The sequence below is a fragment of the Clostridium sp. JNZ J1-5 genome, from assembly GCF_053901425.1.
This window is the reverse complement of sequence record NZ_CM132773.1, coordinates 2,311,333-2,333,901: the sequence shown is the minus strand read 5'-3', so window position 1 is coordinate 2,333,901 and position 22,569 is coordinate 2,311,333. Positions and strand designations below refer to the sequence as shown.

The 22,569-nt window shown below is 30.6% G+C and carries 18 protein-coding genes; 6 read left to right on the top strand and 12 right to left on the bottom strand.

All coding sequences use genetic code 11. The features are described 5' to 3' along the window. Nucleotides 1-14 precede the first annotated feature (14 nt). The 6 genes from nrdD to murI form a co-directional block, all read right to left on the bottom strand. Nucleotides 15-2,132 carry an anaerobic ribonucleoside-triphosphate reductase gene (nrdD, locus tag ACWW38_RS11355; protein ID WP_456257665.1) on the bottom strand — a complete coding sequence of 706 codons (2,118 nt, stop codon included), beginning with the start codon at nucleotides 2,130-2,132 and terminating at the stop codon, nucleotides 15-17. Between the two features lie 325 nt (nucleotides 2,133-2,457). Continuing rightward, nucleotides 2,458-3,120 (bottom strand): helix-turn-helix domain-containing protein, encoded by a 663-nt coding sequence (locus tag ACWW38_RS11350; protein WP_456257664.1) that lies wholly within the window; start codon nucleotides 3,118-3,120, stop codon nucleotides 2,458-2,460. 149 nt (nucleotides 3,121-3,269) lie between these two features. Further along, nucleotides 3,270-3,647: a DUF3783 domain-containing protein gene (locus ACWW38_RS11345; RefSeq protein ID WP_456257663.1), complete on the bottom strand. Its 378-nt coding sequence runs from the start codon at nucleotides 3,645-3,647 to the stop codon at nucleotides 3,270-3,272. Nucleotides 3,648-3,663: 16 nt separating this feature from the next. After that, the gene (locus ACWW38_RS11340; protein ID WP_456257662.1) at nucleotides 3,664-4,182 is read right to left on the bottom strand and encodes a peptidylprolyl isomerase; all 519 of its coding nucleotides are present in this window, start codon (nucleotides 4,180-4,182) and stop codon (nucleotides 3,664-3,666) included. A gap of 133 nt (nucleotides 4,183-4,315) precedes the next feature. Continuing rightward, nucleotides 4,316-4,786: a hypothetical protein gene (locus ACWW38_RS11335; RefSeq protein WP_456257661.1), complete on the bottom strand. Its 471-nt coding sequence runs from the start codon at nucleotides 4,784-4,786 to the stop codon at nucleotides 4,316-4,318. Nucleotides 4,787-4,941: 155 nt separating this feature from the next. Continuing rightward, nucleotides 4,942-5,721, bottom strand: a complete 780-nt coding sequence (murI, locus tag ACWW38_RS11330) for a glutamate racemase (RefSeq protein WP_456260455.1) — start codon at nucleotides 5,719-5,721, stop codon at nucleotides 4,942-4,944. 417 nt (nucleotides 5,722-6,138) lie between these two features. Here murI and ACWW38_RS11325 point away from each other — a divergent pair, with 417 nt between their 5' ends. Further along, nucleotides 6,139-8,037 carry a glutamine synthetase gene (locus ACWW38_RS11325; RefSeq protein WP_456257660.1) on the top strand — a complete coding sequence of 633 codons (1,899 nt, stop codon included), beginning with the start codon at nucleotides 6,139-6,141 and terminating at the stop codon, nucleotides 8,035-8,037. Between the two features lie 92 nt (nucleotides 8,038-8,129). Here the strand turns inward: ACWW38_RS11325 and ACWW38_RS11320 are convergent, their stop codons facing one another. Next, a complete protein-coding gene (locus ACWW38_RS11320; protein ID WP_456257659.1) occupies nucleotides 8,130-8,558 on the bottom strand; it encodes a CBS domain-containing protein in 429 nt (142 codons plus the stop codon). Between the two features lie 152 nt (nucleotides 8,559-8,710). Between ACWW38_RS11320 and ACWW38_RS11315 the strand changes: the two genes are divergently transcribed. Beyond that, nucleotides 8,711-9,160: a zinc-ribbon domain-containing protein gene (locus ACWW38_RS11315; protein WP_456257658.1), complete on the top strand. Its 450-nt coding sequence runs from the start codon at nucleotides 8,711-8,713 to the stop codon at nucleotides 9,158-9,160. A 67-nt stretch (nucleotides 9,161-9,227) separates the two neighbouring features. On the opposite strand, the gene ACWW38_RS11310 is transcribed toward ACWW38_RS11315, so the two are convergent. Continuing rightward, complete coding sequence (locus ACWW38_RS11310) at nucleotides 9,228-10,064, bottom strand: hypothetical protein (protein ID WP_456257657.1); 837 nt, start codon at nucleotides 10,062-10,064, stop codon at nucleotides 9,228-9,230. 415 nt (nucleotides 10,065-10,479) lie between these two features. Between ACWW38_RS11310 and ACWW38_RS11305 the strand changes: the two genes are divergently transcribed. Beyond that, nucleotides 10,480-13,917, top strand: coding sequence for a pyruvate carboxylase (locus ACWW38_RS11305; protein ID WP_456257656.1), 3,438 nt, complete (start codon nucleotides 10,480-10,482; stop codon nucleotides 13,915-13,917). A gap of 187 nt (nucleotides 13,918-14,104) precedes the next feature. Here ACWW38_RS11305 and ACWW38_RS11300 read toward each other — a convergent pair whose 3' ends face one another. Further along, nucleotides 14,105-14,905 (bottom strand): YhfC family intramembrane metalloprotease, encoded by an 801-nt coding sequence (locus ACWW38_RS11300; RefSeq protein ID WP_456257655.1) that lies wholly within the window; start codon nucleotides 14,903-14,905, stop codon nucleotides 14,105-14,107. Between the two features lie 296 nt (nucleotides 14,906-15,201). Between ACWW38_RS11300 and ACWW38_RS11295 the strand changes: the two genes are divergently transcribed. Next, nucleotides 15,202-15,861, top strand: coding sequence for a hypothetical protein (locus ACWW38_RS11295; protein ID WP_456257654.1), 660 nt, complete (start codon nucleotides 15,202-15,204; stop codon nucleotides 15,859-15,861). 53 nt (nucleotides 15,862-15,914) lie between these two features. Here the strand turns inward: ACWW38_RS11295 and ACWW38_RS11290 are convergent, their stop codons facing one another. From ACWW38_RS11290 to argC, 3 genes are all read right to left on the bottom strand, one after another. Continuing rightward, a complete protein-coding gene (locus ACWW38_RS11290) occupies nucleotides 15,915-17,381 on the bottom strand; it encodes an aminoacyl-histidine dipeptidase (protein ID WP_456257653.1) in 1,467 nt (488 codons plus the stop codon). Nucleotides 17,382-17,632: 251 nt separating this feature from the next. Beyond that, entirely contained in the window at nucleotides 17,633-18,850 is a 1,218-nt protein-coding gene (argJ, locus tag ACWW38_RS11285; protein ID WP_456257652.1) for a bifunctional glutamate N-acetyltransferase/amino-acid acetyltransferase ArgJ, read from the bottom strand. Nucleotides 18,851-18,961: 111 nt separating this feature from the next. After that, the gene (argC, locus tag ACWW38_RS11280) at nucleotides 18,962-19,999 is read right to left on the bottom strand and encodes an N-acetyl-gamma-glutamyl-phosphate reductase (protein WP_456257651.1); all 1,038 of its coding nucleotides are present in this window, start codon (nucleotides 19,997-19,999) and stop codon (nucleotides 18,962-18,964) included. Between the two features lie 210 nt (nucleotides 20,000-20,209). On the opposite strand from argC, the gene argB reads away from it, so the two are divergent. Both argB and ACWW38_RS11270 read left to right on the top strand, forming a co-directional pair. Continuing rightward, a complete protein-coding gene (argB, locus tag ACWW38_RS11275) occupies nucleotides 20,210-21,076 on the top strand; it encodes an acetylglutamate kinase (protein ID WP_456257650.1) in 867 nt (288 codons plus the stop codon). Then, nucleotides 21,058-22,227, top strand: coding sequence for an acetylornithine/succinylornithine family transaminase (locus tag ACWW38_RS11270; protein WP_456257649.1), 1,170 nt, complete (start codon nucleotides 21,058-21,060; stop codon nucleotides 22,225-22,227). Before argB ends, ACWW38_RS11270 begins: the two co-directional genes overlap by 19 nt. Nucleotides 22,228-22,569 lie beyond the last annotated feature (342 nt).

Sequence of the window (22,569 nt, the reverse complement as noted above, 5' to 3'; positions counted from 1 at the left end):
ACCTTTACACTCCACTAGTTTAGATAAGTATTTATATGCTTTTCATTATTGTGTGAAATTCTATCTGCACGCTCTGCAACTTTTCCCGATCCAAATCTTTCATCCAATGATAAATATCCTGTAACTCTAGATATACCTTGAATATTATTACTTCCACATTTAGGACAAGTGTTTTCTTCAACTTCTATTGTTGTACCACATTCTCTGCAATATTTCATATGGAAATTTACGCCTATATAATTTATATTTGTATTCTTGTATGCATAATCCATTACAGCCTTTACCGCTTCTGGATCAGGGTATCCATCCATCTCAATATATGTTATATGTCCACCATTACATAGCTTATGAAAAGGTGCTTCTAAATCTATCTTTTCTTTAATTGATATTTTATGATATACAGGTATATGATAACTATTTGTATAGTAATCTTTATCTGTAACCCCTTCAATCTTACCAAACACAGCTTGATCTTGAAGTATAAACTTTCCTGAAAGCCCTTCTGCTGGTGTTGCATAACAAGACCAGTTAAGTTTATCTATTTCCTTATATTTATCACAAAATTCTCTAATGTATGTAACTATTCTTACACCTAAATCATATGTCTCTTTGCTCTCACCTTGATGTTTCCCAACTAGTGCAATTAATGTTTCTGCAAGTCCTATAAATCCTACTCCCCAAGTTCCTTGTCTAAGTATTGGCTCTATTGAATCTTCTGGCCCTAAATTTTCTGATCCACGCATTAAATGCTCTCCTGCAACAAATGGTAAATCTTTTACCTTTAAATTTTTAAGTACACTATATCTATGTAACAATGATTCTCTAGTAAGTTGTAGTCTATTATCTAAAAGAGAGAAAAACTTATCTATATTTCCTTTTGCCAGAATCCCTACTCTTGGCAAGTTTATAGTAGCTGGAGCTATATTCCCTCTACCTGCTGGTCCTGGTTCTCCATTTATATTTGACATTATGTAAGTTCTACACCCCATAGTTGCAGCTATAACACCTTTATCATAGTACTCTTTATTGAAGTCGGCATCCAAATTCATAAACATAGGGTTCATTCTCTTACTAGCAACCCTGCATGCAAGCTCATACAGATAATAATAAGGATCATTTTCTTCTCTATTCACACCATTTTTAACTCTAAATATTATGTTAGGGAATATAGGTTGTTCTCCTTTTCCGAGACCTCTTTCATATTCTTCGAGGAACATTCTGTCTATCATAGCAGCATCCTCGCTTTGTGGAAGTCCTAGGTTTATTGAGCTAAACGGCACCTGACTACCAGCTCTTGAATGCATAGTGTTTAGATTATATACTATTCCTTGCATTGATTGACGAACTACTTTTTCTAATTTTCGCTCTACTATTTCATCTAGATTTTCAACATTACCAAAGCTTTCTTTATATTCTTTTCTTATTTCTTTTCTTGACATATCCACAAATTTAGCCATGTCATTATCAAAATTCACATGTGACTGTCCACCAAACATATCATTTTGAGTACTTTGCAATAATATACATGATAGCTCTGCTGCTGATTCTATCCTTTTAGCAGGAAGTATTGTGCCATATCCTGTATTAAAACCTCTTGATAAAATCTTTCCTGTTTCTATATTTAAACAATTTGTTGTTAAGTTGTACGAATCTAAATCATGAAAATACACATCTCCATTTTCATGAAGTTTTGCTAAATGCTTAGGCATCATACCTAAGTTATGCCACTTATTTGATTCACTTGCTATTCTTAAAAGTTTTGAACTAAAGTTATTTCCAACGTTTGCATTATCCCTATCCGTTTCTACACCTATTTTTTCAATAACTTTCATTAAATCCGATTTCTTTTCTCTTATCTTTGTTCTTTCACTTCTATAATTTGAATAAGTCCTTCCAATTAATTTATATCCACTTTCTAATAAAATCTTTTCAACTATATTTTGTATCTCTTCAACAGTTATTTCTTCGCATTCCATATTTTCAATTTCTCGTATAACCTTTTGTGTAAGTTCAATAGCTTCGCTTTCTTTTAAATTAAAAGCAATTTCTTCAGCCGATCCTTTTATAGCATTGGTTATCTTTATAGAATCAAAGTTAACATGTCTACCATCTCTTTTAACCACATATAGCATACCAAATACCTCCAACCACTACATATTGTACCTTGCCTATTATACTCTACAATATTTTTATTATCAATATCGTAATATATCATATAAAATTAATAGTCTCTACATAGTTTCTTTTTCTTCTTTTTATTACGTTTTTTATACCTTTAGTAGAATTGACATGAGAATATTGCTTCCATATATTTATCCACTCGGAAATTTAATGAAAATAATTATTATATCTATTTTTATGATAAGGCTTATTTTTATAATGAACTCTTATTTAAACCTCCTAATAAAAAATAGCAACAGAAAAATATCTGTTGCTACTATCAATTTACACCAAACTTTATAGTTTTATTTCTACTCTTTCTAATTTCATTAGTACTTTAATTTCTTTTACACCTACTGTTTCAGTTCTCACACTGCCTCTATTGCTTATCAGTAATAATTTACTGCTGTCTAACTTCTTAATTTGTCTTATATATCTTTCTCCACTCTTTTCTATAAGGCATATAGAGTTATTTTCCACTTCATGAACTATATGTCCAAAGGCTATATCTCCTTTTGCAATCCTATACCCTACCATATCGTCATCTTCTATTTCTAAAAATAAAACTTTATCTTTAGCATAACCTTCTATTTTATTATTCATAATAGGCATCTGTCTTCCGCCTAATACTTTATTTAAGTCATATCCATATATAGGTACAGTTTTTAATACTGAACTAAAGGCGTCGTTCCATACATCATTTACTTTTTCTATAGTCTTTTTAGGTTCTACTATTTCTTCCTTAGTAAAAATTTCTGTTTCAAAAGACATTGTTATGTCATTTAGGTCTTTATCTAAAACCTTAGATATTTTCTGCATAACACTTTCATTTATAACTTTCCTTCCACTTTCAACTTCCTTTATGAAGCTCTCTGAGACACCAATTTTTTTAGCTAATTGTTTTTCAGTCATACCTGTACTTAGTCTAGCCTCTTTAATTTTAATACCTACTCTGCTCATATAAATTGCCTCCGATTTACCATATAAATATATTTATCTGATGCTTTAAATATATTTTAATATAAATCCTTTACTTTTTCCATTATTATGTTTATAGATTATAAAGTAAGAGCCTTGAAATTATTATATTTCAAGGCTCTGTAAAATGACTATTTCATATTTTCAAATCTACTTTTCTCTTCCATTAAATGCTCTAGTAGATAACTAAACTTCCACTTAATAGAAGTAGGTGTAACAACTGCAAAAATAGGTTTTGAAGCATAGATAGCTTTCATTTGCCTCATAGCACTAGTAATTTCTTCATCGTTACATTGATAAAACAGCACCACTTTTTCATTGGGCAATTCACCGTTTATGGACTCACTTTGCTTTCCATCTATTATATCTTCTAATACTAAATCATACTTTTGTTCATCTATAACTTTATAACCAGGTAAATTATTTTCCTCTAAAATTCTTTTTAAGGTTTCTTCCTCATTAATGTGGAATCCATAAACTAGCAAAGTGCTCTCATTATTATGACTCATAACTTTACCCCTTTTACTACTTTACCTTTTCTGGTTCAGCATATTCAACACCAAAAGTATCAACAGTAACAGTTTCCATTACTTGATCTTCGTAAGGTCTGTCACTATAGTCAGTTTTTGCATTAACTATTTTGTCTACTGCATCCATGCCTTCCATAACCTTTCCAAAAGATGCGTATTGGTTATCTAAGTGTGGAGAGTCTTCCACCATTATAAAGAATTGGCTTCCTGCTGAATCAGGTACCATAGTTCTCGCCATGGATAGTACACCTCTAGTATGCTTTAAATCGTTTTTAAAGCCATTACTAGAAAATTCACCTTTAATTGAATATCCTGGGCCTCCCACTCCAGTTCCCTGTGGGTCTCCCCCTTGGATCATAAATCCAGGAATTACTCTGTGAAATATAACTCCATTATAAAACCCTTTATTTATAAGAGTTATAAAGTTATTTACTGTATTAGGTGCTATTTCAGGATACAATTCAGCCTTTATCACATCACCATTTTGCATTTTAATAGTTACTATTGGGTTCACTAAATCCCATCTCCTCTCAAGTTTATTAATATTTTCACATTACTTACTATGATAAACTAAATTATACCATAGTATACATAGTTGTTATAAGAAATTTTACGTTTATTTTACACAAATAACTTGTACGATTAATTTACATGATTTTTTCACTTGTCCAATTTATATCAATATTTAGATTATAAACTTCGTTGTCCAATTTAATGAATAGGCACCCTTTTGGAAGCATAATTAATACTGAATCTTTTAGTATATTACATTCTTCATTTTGAAGAATTCTATCTCTGGATAATTCTATCTTCTCATCATCTGAGCATTTCTTTAATCTCCCTTGAATATTCAAAATCCCAACCTTGTTAGTTATATTTATTCCTTCCGAAATTTTAATTTCATCCTCTTCTCCCTGCATAAGGCACAACTGAGTATTTTTATCCGTGCTTAAAACTTTTATATTTCTTATAGTACATATTTCGTTACTATCCGAAGGGTTTTCTATAACAATATAGTTAAATTCTTTTTTATCACAAAGTTTAACAGAAGACACTTCTTCCTTACTTTTATTGGATAATTCCTCTTCCTTTTCCTTTTTTACAGTAAATACTTTCATTTTATCACCTTATTTCTATGGTATTAGAGATGTCTCTAATACTAATTTATTCTCAGTGCATTTTTAGGTGATATACGCTAATAAAAAAAGCTCCTTAGTGGCTTTCGCCATGGAGCCTTTTTAGTGGAATTACTTCTAAACTTTAAAACATGTATTTAACTTTTTAATAATTTTTTAGATGTTTCTATAATTTCTTCCTCTTCTAACGAATTGAAGATTTCAACTTTTCCATTTGTCTCTTTGGGATTAAGACATCCATTTGCCACTATCATTCTCTTTAATTGATTTGCAGTCCCCATACTTCCATCTATTATATCTACATTTTCACCTAAAACTTTACTTAGCTCTTTTTTTATAAAGGGATAATGTGTGCATCCGAGTACTACAGATGCTATTTCATTATGTATCAATTTAGAAAATCTACTTTTGATGAAGTTATTTAATTCTTCCCCCTCAGTTATTCCTTTTTCTATAAATTCTACAAGCCCAGGACAAGGGAGAGGACATATTTGTGCTTCGGATTTATACTTTTCCATTAAACATTGAAACTTTTTTTCCGATAAAGTCATAGGTGTTGCCATTATAACTATTTTACCTATTTTTTTTAGCTCTACTGCTGGTTTTAGAGCTGGCTCAATTCCTATTATAGGAATATCTTTATATTTTTTTCTTAAATCTTCAATAGCAGCACTAGTTGCTGTATTACATGCAACTACAATTGCTTTAACTTTATGCTCAAGCAAAAAATCAGCCGCCTGAAAACTTAACTCTTTTACTTCATTAACACTTTTTACACCATATGGAGCATTTTTAGAATCTCCAAAGTATATAAAATCTTCATTAGGAAGTACATTAATAGCCTCTTTTAATACGCTTAGCCCTCCTACTCCTGAATCAAAAAATCCAATAGGTCTATCTGCTTTACAATCTTTCATATGTAAATATTCATTTTGCAAAATAGCCATCACCTCCACTTGTTTAAATCCTCTATGTTAAGGTAATATTATATCGTTTAATATACAAGAATCATTTTATAATAAAATTATACTGCACAATTATTTATATTACTACATTAATACTATATACACCATATTTCAATAATACTTTGGCATAATAAGTTTAATTTTAAATATATAATCTTAATTCTGATATTAATTTTATAATTACCTATAGTAAAGGAAACTCCTTTTTAAACCTTTTCACTGCTTATAAAAGGAGTTTAAATACGTTGACAATTTATTAAATTCATAATAGAATTTTTATAGAATTATCAAAATGGCATTTAATAAAATAATAAATATTAAAAAATTATATAGGGCTATTTAAGTATTTTTATGAAGAGGAGGATATTTATGTTTAATGATCTAGTTTATACAATCCCAAAATCACACCATTCTGAGAGTTGTTTAAAAGAACTTTTAACTTTACATCCTGAAATAAAATTTGTATCCGTCATTGGTATAGATTTATTAGGTAATGATACTGATGCTAAAATTCCAATAAGGATATTTTTAGATGATATAAATGGATTTCTAAAAGGAGCTATACAAACCGACGGTTCTTCTGTAGCTTTTCCAGGTATAGCTACTTTAAACAACGCAAAAGTAGATATGGTTCCAGATACTGAAGTTAACTGGTTTATAGATTATAATTTTGAAAATATAGACGAAGAGACTGGAAAGCCTATTGGAACACTTAGACTTCCTTGCTTCTTAATCCACGAAGGCAAAGCAATAGATTCAAGACACATTCTTAAATCTTCCATTTCTAATATTGAAAATAATCTTATGGAACTTTATAAAAAACACCCTAACTTACTAGATGAATACGACATAACTATCGATGATATTGAAGATGTAATTGCAACTGCAGCAACTGAATTAGAGTTTTGGGTAAAAACTCCCGAAGAAAAAGCTCATATTGAAGAATTAACAACCTCTCAAGTGCTTCAAGAACAATATTGGACTAGAACAAAAGGTTCTGTTAGAACTGCTTTAGAAGAAACCTTAACTCTAATGGACAAATACGGATTAGAAGCTGAAATGGGACATAAAGAAGTTGGCGGCGTTAAAGCAACTCTTGGAGAAGACGGTAGTTTAACCCATATAATGGAACAGTTAGAAATAGATTGGAAATATTCAGATGCTCTTCAAGCAGCAGATAACGAATTGTTCGTCAGAATATTGCTTAGAGAAACATTCAGAAGACACGGCCTAGATGTTACATTCCTTGCTAAACCAGTTGATGGAGTAGCTGGAAGCGGAGAACACACACATTTGAGTATAGCATTAAAATTAAAAAACGGAAAAAGAATAAATCTATTTGCATCAACAAGAGGTCATTTTTTAAGTATATATGGATATGCTTCATTAATGGGCGTATTAAAAAATTACGAAGTTATAAATCCTTTTGTATCTGCTACTAATGATTCTTTTAGAAGATTAAAACCTGGATTTGAAGCTCCTATATGTATAGTTACTTCTATAGGACATTCTGTAGATATGCCTTCACGAAATAGAACTATACTACTAGGCGTTATTCGTGATACTGCAGCTCCTATTGCTACTAGATTTGAATTAAGATCACCAAATCCACATACAAACACCTATTTAGCATTGGCTGCACTATTTATGACTTGTAACGATGGTATAACTTATGCAGTAACTAATAATAAAACAGAAGATGACCTTCTAGCAGAGCTTTCAAAAGAAGCTGGTGTTGAAACTGATTATCTTGAGAAAGACAGAGCCTATAGAAGTGAACACGATGTGTTTGAAGACTATACTGAAGAAGAGAGAAACAGATTGTTCGGAAAAGCTCCAGCAACAGTGCATGAAAACCTTGTAGCACTAGATAATTATCCTGAAAAGGTATCAGTGCTTAAATCTGGAGATGTATTTACTGATCAAATATTAGGCAGCTTTAGATCAGCTGTTCAAAAAAGATGGATTACAGAAATTAATTATAGAATAATTCAAAACTATTCAAATGAAATTAGAAGTTACAAAATACTCCATGATGCTCAAAAAGCTCATGACATCGATGTAACTAGATGGCAAAAGGTTAATGAATTGAGATACTATTTAATGAAGGACTCTTATTCTAGAAAATCTTTATTTACACGTACAAGAGAAGCTATAGAAAATAACGATTTTAATACTGTTTCTGAACTTCAAATTGAAATGGATGCTAAAATGTTAGAATTAAGAGAAGTATATTTAGATTATCGCAGAAATCTTCTAGATATATAAGTATTAATATTTATAAATTAAGAATTAATATTAAAGGATGAATTGAAAAAACTCAATTCATCCTTATTTTTGTCAAATCTATACTTTGATTATTATCCAAAATTCTCTATATCTTCCTTACCAAATGCAACTTTGTGATAGTAGTTTATGATATCACTTCTTTTTATCATTCCTATAAAAACATGATCATCATCAACTACAGGCACAAAATTTTGATTTGTCGCAAGAAAAATTAAGTCTTCTATATTAGCATGTATATTAACTGGTTTATTGTGCATATGTCTAGGTATTTCTTTTAATAAAACTTTATCTGTATCTTTAAAATTTAAACTTGGACTATTTTTAAGCTTCCATAGTAAATCTCCTTCAGTAATAGTACCAACATACTTTCCTTTGTCATCAATGATTGGAATTGCCGTATATCTATACTTCTCCATCTTTTCTAAAACTTGTTTCATAGAGGAGTTTGGTTTTTCATATATTATATCTTTTTTAGGTGTTAAAAAAAATGCTATGTTCATATTTTACACTCCCTATCATATATATTTTAAATATACTCACATCTATAATTATAAATTTACAGAAGATAATAGTCAAAATATATTATATATTGACTTTTGGTCAATTTTAAATTATTATTTACTTAAACTTAAATTTAAAGGAGGATACTACCATGGACTTTAAGAACACTTTCTCCAAAATAAAGAAAACTGCTGTAGATACCGCTTCAACTGTTGCTCAATCTGCTAAAGAGAGCTCAGCTGTTGTAGCTAAAAAATCCGGTGAACTTATAGAAATATCTAAACTCACAGTTTCTATAAATTCAAATGAATCAAAAATGAAAGACTTATATTCTGAAATAGGTAAAAAAGTATTCGAAAAACACGAAAATGGACAATACATTGATCCAGAGTTAGTTGAAAATTGTAATGAAATATTAGCACTTAAAACCTCTATAAATGAAATGAAACAAAAGGTAAATGAATTGAGAAATAAAAGAATTTGTACAAACTGTGATACTTCTTTACCTGAAGATACTGCATTTTGTCCAAAGTGCGGAAATAAAATTGATAGTTTAAATTTTGATGAAGTTGAAATAATAGATCCTGAGAAACAAGATTAAAGCAGTAATTTTTGTAATCTAAAAAGAGTTAAATTAATAGCTATTAATTTAACTCTTTTTAATCTTATTAAAATATATTTCCGTTTACATTACAATTTATAAATTTATTAGGCTTTTTTATATTTAATACATCACATATGGCATCTGATATTCCTACTTTATCTATTTTACTTCCAAAGTTAGATTCCTTTAATTTTTCTCCTATGGCTAGTACCGGAAATACTTCATTTTTCTTTTCTTTATTCTTATCCTTCTCTTCTATTTCATATTCTGTAGTAACAATCACTTCATAACCAGCTTCAAGCCAAATAGGAATTATCAACTCTAAAGTATTATCAATTTCTATAATTTTATCATAATATTCCTTTGAATTAATTCCATATCTAAAGATTGCATGTTCAATACCCATTAAGTGAACCAATAATAAATTAGGATCATATTTCTTTCTTATGTATTCTGAGTCGGTAATAACATCTGAGTCACGATAAGAGGAATTTGAATAAAACGTAGCATATTGAATGTTTGAAGTTTCATCGATCTTTTGCTTATGATCCTCAATTTTAGATTCTTCATCTATCCAGTGAATACTTTCATTATTATAAGCTTCACTTACCCAATAGTAAGCTGCTGCTCCTGTTTTAAGTCCATGCTCTCTAGCTAATTGAAATACATTCTTTTCACATTGTCTCTTTAACACCTGATGGTTAAGCATTGCATTTACATAAAGTTCAGTTCCCTCAAGCATATCTTCACATAGAGGCTTTGATAAGCATGTCTTTTCTGCATTTACTTCATAGAGTTCAGCTATGTTCTTACCGCTTAACTCATTCAAATAATTCATTTTTGAAATAGCTGCATCATAGCTTAGAGCCTGTATTACAACTAAAATTATTTTGTTTTCCAAAATTATTACACCTTTCCTTCTAATAACAGTTCAAATATTATTTATATTTCGACAAATATGCCACATACTATATTATACTTCAAAAAAATACTCTTATCACCAACAATATTATTAAAACTAAATAATTATAAAGTAAACTTTTATCCTTCATCTTTATATATAATACTATACCGATTATTTTTCAATACAGATTATGAAATATATAGAAAATATTTTGAGTATTTACTTATTTTTTAAAAATTTTCATGATTAATAATTTAGAAATTTGCAAGTAACTTTTTTTAAATATGCAATTGCAATATGGTTTTAACTAATATATAATATTGATATGCTAATTTTTGAATTTAATCAAGTCGGAATATTGCAACGATTACATTTTTTTATTTATATAGATATTTAAAGAGGAGTGAAAAATATGGTAAAAAGGTTTAAAAGGGTTTTAGTGGCAAATAGAGGTGAAATTGCTATAAGAATATTCAGAGCTTGTAACGAACTAGGTATTAGAACTGTTGCTATATACTCTGAGGAAGATAAGTATTCTCTTTTTAGAACTAAAGCAGACGAAGCTTACTTAATCGGAAAAAATCAGGGTCCTATAGAAGCGTACCTAAATATTGATGAAATAATAAACCTTGCTCTAAAAAAAGGTGTAGATGCTATTCACCCTGGCTACGGATTCCTATCAGAAAACGCTGAATTTGCTAGAAAGTGTCAAGAAGCTGGAATAGAATTTATAGGACCTACAGCTGAGATGATGGAAAAACTTGGTGATAAGATCAAATCTAAGATTGTAGCTCAAAGTGTTGGAGTTCCTACTATTCCCGGAGTAGAAAAACCTGTTTCATCCGAAGAGGAAGCAATACAATTTGCCAATTCCTGTGGTTACCCAATCATGCTAAAAGCTGCTGCTGGCGGTGGTGGTCGTGGTATGAGAATAGTTAGAACTGAAGAAGAATTACTACCTTCCTTTAAAAGTGCTAAAAGTGAAGCTAAGAAAGCTTTCGGCATAGATGATATATTTGTAGAAAAATATTTAGAAAAACCAAAACATATAGAAGTACAAGTACTTGGAGATAAGCACGGCAATATAGTACACTTACACGAAAGAGACTGTTCTATACAAAGACGTCACCAAAAGGTAATTGAGTACACTCCTGCCTTCTCTCTTCCAGAAGAAAAAAGGCAGGCAATTTGTGAAGATGCATTAAAGATAGCCAACTCTGTTAATTACCGCAGTGCTGGTACTCTTGAATTCTTAGTGGACATCCACGGGAATCATTATTTTATAGAAATGAATCCAAGAGTTCAAGTAGAACACACTGTAACAGAAATGACTACAGGAATAGATATTGTTCAGAGCCAAATTTTAATTGCTATGGGTTACCCTCTATCTTCTCCTGAGATAGGAATATCTTCTCAAAATGATGTAAAACCTAGGGGATATGCTATACAATGTAGAATAACTACTGAAGATCCATCAAATAACTTTGCTCCTGACACAGGAAAGATAGATGTATACAGAACCGGCTCTGGTTTTGGAGTAAGATTAGATGGTGGAAATGGATTTACCGGTGCTGTAATTAGTCCCTACTATGACAGCTTACTTGTAAAAACAATAACTTGGGCAAGAACTTTTGACGATGCTATAAGAAAAGCCCTTCGTTCCATGAAAGAATTAAAAATATCAGGTGTGAAAACTAACGTTGGTTTTCTAGTAAATGTATTAAATCACCCAGTATTTGCTGAAGGTAATTGTACAACCGGATTTATAGAAGAACATGGTGAACTTTTAGAAATTTCATCTAAAGCCGATAGAGAATATAACATTCTGAAGTTTATAGGTGAAAAAGTAATAAATGAAACTCACGGAGTTAAAAAAGACTTTGACGTTCCTGTAGTGCCAAGAGTCGACATTCATCAGCAGTTACGAGGTACAAAACAAATATTAGAGGAAAAAGGTCCTAATGGCTTAGTTAATTGGATAAAAGAACAAGAAAAATTACTTCTTACCGATACAACAATGAGAGATGCTCATCAATCTCTTATGGCTACAAGAGTAAGAAGCATAGATATGGTTAAAGTTGCAGGAGCTACTTCTGTTCTTGAAAAAGATCTATTCTCACTTGAAATGTGGGGAGGTGCAACATTCGATGTATCTTATAGATTCCTGAAAGAATCTCCATGGGTTCGTCTTCAAGAATTAAGAAAGAGAATACCTAACGTTCTCTTCCAAATGCTTATAAGAGGAGCAAATGGTGTTGGATATAAAAATTATCCTGATAATGTAATAAGAGAATTCATAAATGAATCAGCTGACTCTGGTATTGACGTATTTAGAATATTTGATTCATTAAATTGGTTAAAAGGTATGGAAGTTGCAATAGATGAAGTTCTTAAAAAAGATAAGATTGCCGAAGCTTGCGTATGTTATACAGGAGATATATTAAACTCTACAAAAGATAAATATTCATTGGAATACTATGTTAAAAAAGCTAAAGAAATAGAAAAGATGGGTGCTCATATCTTAGGTATTAAAGATATGTCTGCACTATTAAAACCTTATGCCGCATATAAACTCATTAAAGCACTTAAACAAGAAATTTCAATACCAATACACCTTCACACTCACGATACTACTGGTAATGGTGTAGCTACTGTCATTATGGCAGCTGAAGCTGGAGTTGATATAGTTGATACAGCTCTTAATAGTATGTCTGGACTTACAAGCCAGCCAGCTCTAAACTCAGTAGTAGCAGCTCTTGAAAATACAAAGAGAGCAACTGGTATAGAGGTTGATGGAATTCAACAACTTTCAGATTACTGGGGTGCAGTAAGACCTGTCTATGCGAAATTTGAATCCGGACTAAAATCTGGATCTACAGAAATATATAGATATGAAATACCTGGAGGTCAATACTCTAACTTAAAACCTCAAGTTGAAAGTTTTGGACTTGGCCATAGATTTGATGAAGTAAAAGAAATGTACAAAAAAGTTAATACTATGCTTGGAGATATAGTAAAAGTTACCCCTTCTTCTAAAATGGTTGGAGATCTTGCAATTTTTATGGTTCAAAATAGTTTAAGTCCAGAAAGCATTTTAGAAAAAGGAAAAGACATGGCATTCCCAGATTCTGTAGTAGCATATTTCAAAGGAATGATGGGCCAGCCTGAAGGCGGATTCCCTGAAGATCTTCAAAAGATTGTATTAAAGGGCGAAGAACCTATAACTTGCAGACCAGGAGAACTTCTTCCTCCAGAAGACTTTGATTATATTGCCACTGGATTAAAGAAATACTTTGGAATTGATCCAACTAAGAAAGATTTATTAAGTTACGCACTATATCCAGATGTATTTGAAGACTACTTAAAATACATTAAGGAAAACGGAGACCTTAGTAGAATGGGCAGTGACATATACTTCCACGGCTTACGTGAAGGAGAAACTTGCGAAATTGAAATTGAAGAAGGAAAAACTATGATAATAAAACTTCTTGAAATAAGCAAGATAGACAGTGAAGGAAATAGAACCCTTGATTTTGAAGTTAATGGAAACAGACGTGAAATAAAAGTTAAAGATAAAACTAGTTTAGTAGCAGCTACTCAATCAGCTGCAATACAAATGGCTGATGCTGAAAACCCTCTTGAAGTTGGTTCAAGTATACCTGGTACAGTATTGAAAATACTTGTAAACGAGGGAGATACAGTTAAAGAAAATGATAGCTTAATTGTAATTGAAGCTATGAAGATGGAGACAAATATTACATCTTCAGCTAGTGGAACAGTTGATTCTATAATAGTTAAAGAAGGTCAACAGGTTAAATCTGGGGAACTTTTAATAAAACTTAAGCAGTAAACCAAAATTTCAATTTTCAGTGAATCACTTACTCCTCTGAAGAAATGAAGAGGAGTTTCAAAAGGAAGATCATACAAAATAAAAATACTACAATAACTTTTAAGAGTAACCTTATAGTTATTGTAGTATTTTTTATATAGGCTCTGTTTTAAAGATTGTTGAGTTCATTATAAATCTCTTAACTCATTTATTCAAAGTTTTTGCATTCATTATCCATAGTACTATCTATGTTCTTAAATTTTTCTTTTGAACTATACAAAAATTTCAAGCTTATTATTGCCACTATAAACATTATACCTTCTGTTATAAATATACTAGGGTTAAAAGCAGCAATATAATCTACAAGAGTATGTATTAGTATTGCATTTATTAGATATTTATTATTTTTTTTAATTACTCCTTCTAATACTATAATAGATAAAGCTATTTGAAATACTATAACAAACAACCTTTCAATTCCACCTAGTAAAAACATATATGAAGGTGTATCTATAAGCGTACTTTTCAAAGTAAGTGCTTGAGCCTCTGGCATCTTTTTAAGAACTAGGTCATAACTGCCTAAGTTTATTACCAAACTAAACAATATATTATTCACCATAGCTGTTCCCACTAGAAGAATTGCCTCTATTCCACCGTGACCAATACCAAGTGCAATACCATTTTTCCATTGCAATTTATTCTTTAGAGCATATTTAAATCCTATATATTTTCCTACCTCTTCAAAAACTCCAGCTGTTATGGCTAAAAATGATACATAAGCTATCCTATTAGACTTAATTAAATCTACAAATAACGGATTAGTATTTAAATAATTTATTAGTGGAATTCTACTAGACATTTGGAAAATCATAAACACTAAAACTCCTACAGCTACTGCTGTTAGAGATATTTTTTCTTTTCTTCGAAAATAGATAATTGTGAACAATGGAATAAGAAAACATATACCAGCACTTATACCCATAAATATCATAGACTGCCTACTAACCATAATTTTTCTCCTTACATCTGCTTTTAATTATAAGTATAAATTAATTTACTCTTTTTATAAAGAGTATTCTTGACTTCAAATATAATTTCCTCTTCATTTAAAGGTTATCAATAAAATTCTTATAGTTTTATTTTCATAGTAACATTCGTTACCGTCTTTATATGTTTTTTAATGTAGACTAATATATATAAAGTATTAAACAATCTATAACCTAGTATTAATACACAGTAGCATGATAATACTATAACCGTACATGCTAATCTGCATTTAAAAATTTTTATATGAGGTGATTTAAAATGAGTAAATTTTTAGCTCCAATACATACATGGTTATTCAATAAAATAAAGCTTTATGAAAGTCTTGAAACAGATATAATTAATAACTTTAACAGTTCTGATGCTAATATTAAAGATATATTAGATGATATAGGCAAAAATTTTCAATCTCCGCTAGATGATAGGCCTATAGAAGATATAATTGATGTAACCAACATACATGGATGGCTACAAAATAGAATAAGAGTAGCTGAAACTAGGCAGGCTTATCTTATAACTAAAATAATAGATAGATTTGATAATAAAGGCTTCAGTATTATAGAAGAATGTTATATGAATCAAGGAAAGATTGCCGGCAAGGATGCCTCTGAAAAATATCCCGTGTCTACACCACAGGATTTATTTACAGCTTTAAATAATTATATATTAGAAGGTATGCCTTGCGATAATGCAAATAGCATATCGAGAAATGAAGCAGATATTGTGGAATGGAGAACAGTTGCAGATTTACACAAGGACTACTGGGAGGCTGTAGATGGGAATCCTGAAGTTTTTTATGAACTACGTAAGGGTTGGATATCCTCATTTATAGAAGCTGCTAATCCTAAATATAAATACTCTTTTGAAGTTAAATATCTAAATGAAGTTAAAGAATATTTAAGTAATATAACTAAAAAATAACTCTAAAAAATAGCGGTTTTTGAAAAGCCGCTATTTTTTATAAGTCTTTTTATTTATTTTATAGATTTTAAAACTTCAAGTAAGTAATTGTACATTCTATCAGTTGAAGAAATGCTAAGTTTTTCATCTGGAGTATGGACATCAAACATATTTGGTCCAAAAGAGATCATATCCAATTCTCCAAGTATATCTGTTAATATTCCACATTCAAGTCCAGCATGAATAGCTGTTATTTTCGGGTCTTTTCCGTACATATTCTTATAAACATTTCTAAAAACATCTCTAATATATGAATCTTCCTTGTATTCCCAAGCCGGATAATCTGCTTCTAATTCCATTATAGCACCAACTAGCTTTGATATAGTTTCAATTTCTTCTACAATGCTATACTTTAAAGTTTTAACAGAACTTCTTACAGCACTTTCAAAAGTAACCTCATCTTCTGTAGTAGTGACAACACCAAGATTTGTAGAACTTTGAACTAACCCCTGAATATCCATACTCATGGTTTGAATTCCTTGAGGGATTAACACTAATAGGTTAATTATTTTATCAGTTAAAGCTCTTGAAAATATTCCATGCCCTTTTTTATCTACCTCTTCTGCTTCTAATGTTACTCCTGAGTCTGAAGCTCTTAATTCATTTTTAAAAGTTCTATCCCATTCTCCAACTATATCCAATAGTGTATTTTTATTTTCTTCCTTTACAAAAATTACAGCTTCCGCTTCTCTTGGAATAGCGTTTGACTTTGCTCCTCCATTTATCTCTGAAATAAACATTTCAAGTTTGGAATTTATGTCATTCAGTACACGTCCTATAAGTTTGTTTGAGTTTCCTCTCCCCTTATCTATATCCATCCCTGAATGTCCACCCTTTAATCCTCTAATACTAAGTTTATAAGCACTAAATCCTTCTTTTTTACCTTCTAACTCTATTGTAAGCCTAATTTTATTCCTAATACCTCCAGCACAAGAAGCTAAAAGTTCTCCTTCTTCTTCTGAATCTATATTTATTAAAATTTTTCCCGAAAGATTTTCTGGCTTTACGCTAGAAGCTCCTCCCATGCCTGTTTCTTCCTCAGTAGTAATTAATATCTCCAAAGCAGGGTGTTCAATATCATTACTAGCTAAAATCGCTAAGCAATATGCTACTGCTATTCCATTATCGGCACCTAAAGTAGTTCCTGTAGCTTTTACAAAATCATCTTCTACTCTTAATTTAATAGGATCTTTTTGAAAATCATGCTCTGTCCCTTTATTTTTTTCGCAAACCATATCCATATGCCCTTGTAAAATTACAGTTGGGGCATTCTCATAACCCTTGGTAGCCGCCTTTTTAATTATTATATTTAAAGCATCATCTTGTATAACCTCTAAATTATTCCCTTTTGCAAAATTTAATAAATAATCACTTATTCTTTTTTCATGTCCTGAACATCTTGGAATTCCGCTAATTTCCTCAAAATACTTAAAAACTAAATTTGGAGATAATCCACTTAATATATTATCCAAGCTTATCATCCTTTCTCTTTTAACTCATATATTATATACTTAGTCAAATTTATACTTCTAATTCTAGCATACACATATATTTTAATATATCAATTAAAAATTTGCCTTTAAAAATAGTTTTTTATTATTATCTACTAAACCTAATCATATTTATTCTATATTTTATGCTTCTAACTACAAATTGTACAAAATTTATAACATGAAATAAGTTATATACTCCAAATTAATTAAGGTGGAGTTTTCACTCCACCTTAATATTATCACGTTCTATATTCTCCATTAATTTCTACATATTTATAAGTAAGATCGCAGCCCCAAGCTTTAGCACTATATTTTCCGTCATTTAAATTAATGAAAAGCTCTATATTCTCATCCTTTAAAATATTACTAGCTTTAACTTCATCAAAATCTACATTAATTCCATTTTTAAATACCTGTATCTCTCCCAAAGAGCTCTTAAACGATAAATCTACTTTATTAGGATCAAAATCTCCTCCTGAATATCCAATAGCACATATTATTCTTCCCCAATTTGGATCACTTCCGAATAAAGCAGCCTTAACTAAATTAGATGAAACTACAGCCATAGCACACAACTTTGCACACTCTTCACTTACTGCATTTATAACTTGAGTCTCTATAAGCTTAGTAGCTCCCTCTCCATCTCTAGCTATTTTTTTAGAAAGCTCTGTATTAACAAAATCCATGGCATCTTTAAATATCTTATAGTCCTCATCTTCTTTATCTATAAGTTTATTCTCTGCTGCCCCATTAGCCATAGCTAGAACCATATCATTTGTACTTACATCTCCATCCACAGAAATCATGTTATAAGAGTCTTTTATACTATCCTTTATTGCTTTATTTAACATGTCCTTGCTTATATTGGCATCCGTTACCACAAAACTTAGCATAGTTGCCATTTTAGGGTTTATCATTCCTGAGCCCTTAGCAGCACCACTTATTAAAACTTTTTTACCATCAAGCACAACTTCTACAGTAATATATTTTGGTTTAGTGTCAGTAGTCATTATAGCATTTGCAGCATCATTTCCTCCTTCATAGGAGAGCTCTTTTGTAATTTTGTTTATCCCCTCTTCCATAATATCCATAGGAATTGGTACCCCTATTACGCCTGTAGAAGCCTGTAATACCTCTTCCGCTTTTAATTCCAGCTGATTTGCAGTAATCTCCGCTATTTTTTTTGCATCCTGAAGTCCCTTTTCTCCAGTACAAGCATTAGCATGACCACTATTTACTATAATAACTTGGGTATTGCTATTTTTTATATTTTCCATATTTAAAAGCACACAGGCAGCCTTAACTTTATTTGTAGTAAAAACCCCAGCAGAAACAGCCTTTTTTTCACTATATATAATAGCTAGATCTTTTTTACAACTCTTTTTAAGTCCTGCTGCAATTCCTGCCGCTTTAAAACCTTTAACTCCTTGTAAAAAATCACCTTCTAATATTTTCATCTTATTTCCTCCTTATTTTATATAATGACTACCATCCGTAATATTCCAACTTATAAGATGAGAGAGAAGGAATACTAAGTCCCAATACTCCAATATACTTTAGTCTAGCTATTAAATTTGCATAGGCAGGATATCAATTCCCATCTCTTCTCTAAATCCAAACATTACATTCATATTTTGAACTGCCTGCCCTGCTGCACCTTTTATCAAATTGTCTATAGCTGAAATTACAATCACTCTGTTAGTTCTCTTATCCACCCTCAACCCTATATCGCATAAGTTACTTCCTCTAACATTCCTAGTCTCGGGAATATCATTAACAACTCTTATAAAATATTCATCTCTATAAAACTCTTTATATATATTTTTTAATGATTCTTCGGCTATATTATCCTTAAGCTTTCCATAACAAGTAGAGAGAATCCCCCTATTCATAGGAACTAGATGCGGTGTAAATACTAAGGTTATATCTTCATCTGCCGCCTTTGATAATTCTTGCTCGATTTCTGGTGTATGCCTATGATTTGACACTCCATAGGCTTTAATTGATTCATTGCATTCTGTATATAATGATTGTATTTTTAGAGATCTTCCAGCTCCAGAAACTCCTGATTTTGCATCTATTATTATTGAATCTGTATGGATTAATTTTTCCTTTACTAGTGGATATAAGGCTAATATGCTGGCTGTAGTATAACATCCTGGATTAGCAATAAGATTTGACTTTTTTATTTCATTCCTATTGATTTCCACAAGTCCATACACTGAATCTTTTAATAAACTATCCGCTTCATGCTTTACACCATACCACTCTTCATAAACTTCTGATGAATCTAGTCTGAAATCCCCGCCTAAATCTATAACCTTCACTCCTTTAGATAGCGCCTTTTTAGTTATATCAAAAGATTTTCCATGAGGAAGTGCTATAAATAGCACATCTATATCTGATAGCTTTTCTTCAGCCTTTTGCATGTTTATACAGCGTTGTCGTATAAATTTATTATAACTTGGATAAACTTCCGAAAATTCAACATCTGCATAATTATGAGAAGATATAAATTCCACACTTACTTCTGAATGATTATGCAAAAACCATATAAGTTGTTGTCCAGCATAGCCTGTAGCACCAACTATTCCCCCTTTAATCATATTATCACCCCTTAAAATTATATAGAAATTATACATAACATTTCATAATTATTCAATACTTTTATTTATTCTATCACATTTTTTTAATTTATCTATTGAGAACTTATAATTATTTTTCTAAAAATTTCTAAAAATTGTTGAATATTTATAAAGCCAGTGGTATAATTATTCAAAGATTACTTTAATACTTAAAAGGCTGGTGCATTTAATATGGAAACTATAAAATATTTAAAAAATTTTAAAGGAAAAACTTTTGTAATTAAATATGGCGGAAGTACCATGGAAAATAAATCTGCTCAAAAGGCATTTTTTGAAGATATATTGAAGTTAAAACTTGCTGGTATAAATATAGTTATAGTTCATGGCGGCGGTCCTGAAATATCTAAATGGCTAAAAAGAATAGGTATTAAAAGCAGCTTCATCAACGGCCTTAGAGTAACTGATAAGGACACTATAGAAATAGTTGAAATGGTTCTTTCAGGAAAAATAAATAAAAGTATTGCAGCCTCTCTTACTAACGAAGGTCTAAAGGCAGTTGGAATTAGTGGAAGTGATAGTAATCTTATAATTGCAAAAAAGAAATACCTAAACATTGATAATAAAAAAGTAGATATTGGCTTTGTTGGTCAAGTTGATTTTATAAATGTGGATTTACTTTTAAATTTACTAAACAAAGATTATGTTCCTGTTATATCACCTGTTGGTTGCGATAAAGATGGCAACAAATATAACATAAATGCCGATTATGCTGCCTCTTTTATTAGCTCAGCCTTAAAAGCAGAAAAACTTATAATTCTTACTGATGTAGAAGGAGTGTATAGAGATATCAATGATCCTTCTTCTATAATAAACTCTATTACAGTTAGTAAAGTTAAAGATTATATAAAATCTGGAATTATAAATGGGGGAATGATTCCCAAAATGGAATGCTGTATTGAAGCCTTAGAAAATGGTAGTAAAAGCGTTCACTTAATTGATGGAAGAAAAGAGCATTGCTTAATTAACGATATTTTTTCTAATTGTGGAACTACAATTAGTTTGAAAGGTGAGATTGAAAAATGTCAAAAAGCTATATAATGAATACCTATGGAAGATTTGATGTAAGTTTTGAAAGTGGAATTGGAACAAAGCTATATGATACAGATGGAAATGAATATTTAGATTTTGTTTCAGGTATTGCTACTAATTGTCTTGGTCACTCAAATCCTGCTATAGTTAAGGCTATAACTGAACAGAGCTCTAAATTAATGCATATTTCAAATTATTATTGGAATCCTATGTCTTTAAAACTCGCAGAAAAGTTATGTGAAAATAGTGATCACACACAGGTTTTTTTCTGCAATAGCGGTACTGAGGCTATTGAAGCAGCCCTTAAACTAGCAAGAAAATACGGAAGAATGAATGGTTCTGCATATAAAAATAAAATAATTTACATGAGTAATTCTTTTCACGGAAGAACTATGGGAGCTCTATCAGTTACAGGTCAGAATAAATATCAAGAAATGTTTAAACCATTAATCGGTAATGTTGAAGCTGTAGACTTTAATAATGTAGAATCTATAAAAAATGCTTTTGATGAAAATGTATGCGGTGTAATCTTAGAACCTATACAGGGTGAAGGTGGAATTATACCTGCAAATAGCGAATTTTTGAAAGAAGTTAGAAATCTTTGTGATGAATTTAATGCTCTTTTAATATTTGATGAGGTACAATGCGGCATAGGCAGAACCGGAAGCCTTTTTGCATATAAAAAATTTGATATAGTTCCAGATATAATATGCATGGCTAAAGCCTTAGGTGGAGGATTCCCTATAGGAGCTACTATGGCAAATAATAAGTGCAGCTCTGCTTTTGTTCCTGGCGACCACGGTACTACTTTTGGTGGAAATCCACTGGCATGCGCTGTATCATATGCTGTACTTACTGAACTTGTAGATGGCGGAATAGTATCATCTGTAGATAATAAAAGTAAGTATCTGATGGAAAAATTAAATATATTAAAAAATAATTATTCAATAATAGATGATATAAGGGGAATGGGGCTTTTGATTGGTATAGCAGTAGCCATTGACCCTAAAGACTTAGTAACTGAATGCTTTAAAGAAGGTCTTCTAGTTGTTAGTGCCGGAAAAAATGTAATAAGATTACTCCCTCCACTAAACGTTTCTTTAGAAGAAATTGATTCAGCTCTAAGTATTTTTGAAAAAGTTTTATCTAAATTATGCTAGCTTCTTTTTAATTTGATATTCCCCTGTAAGAGGCCTCCGACTTCGGAGGCCTCTTCTCTTAATTTTTTATTAATTATTTATAAATTTATCTTAAAATTTATAAAATCTTCATCCTTTAATGATATAATACTTCTTGTATGTAAATTGTTTACAATACTTTTTTATGCAATTATATCTTTTGTACTTTACCGTACTAAGGGGTACATTTAAAGATAAAATTCAACTTTTTTCTAAATATTTAACAGTTTTAGTCGAAAGATTATGTTTGTATATTTTTATATAAACTATATAATATATATTGGTGCTAAAATATATATTCAAACAATCTTTAGTGATTATTAT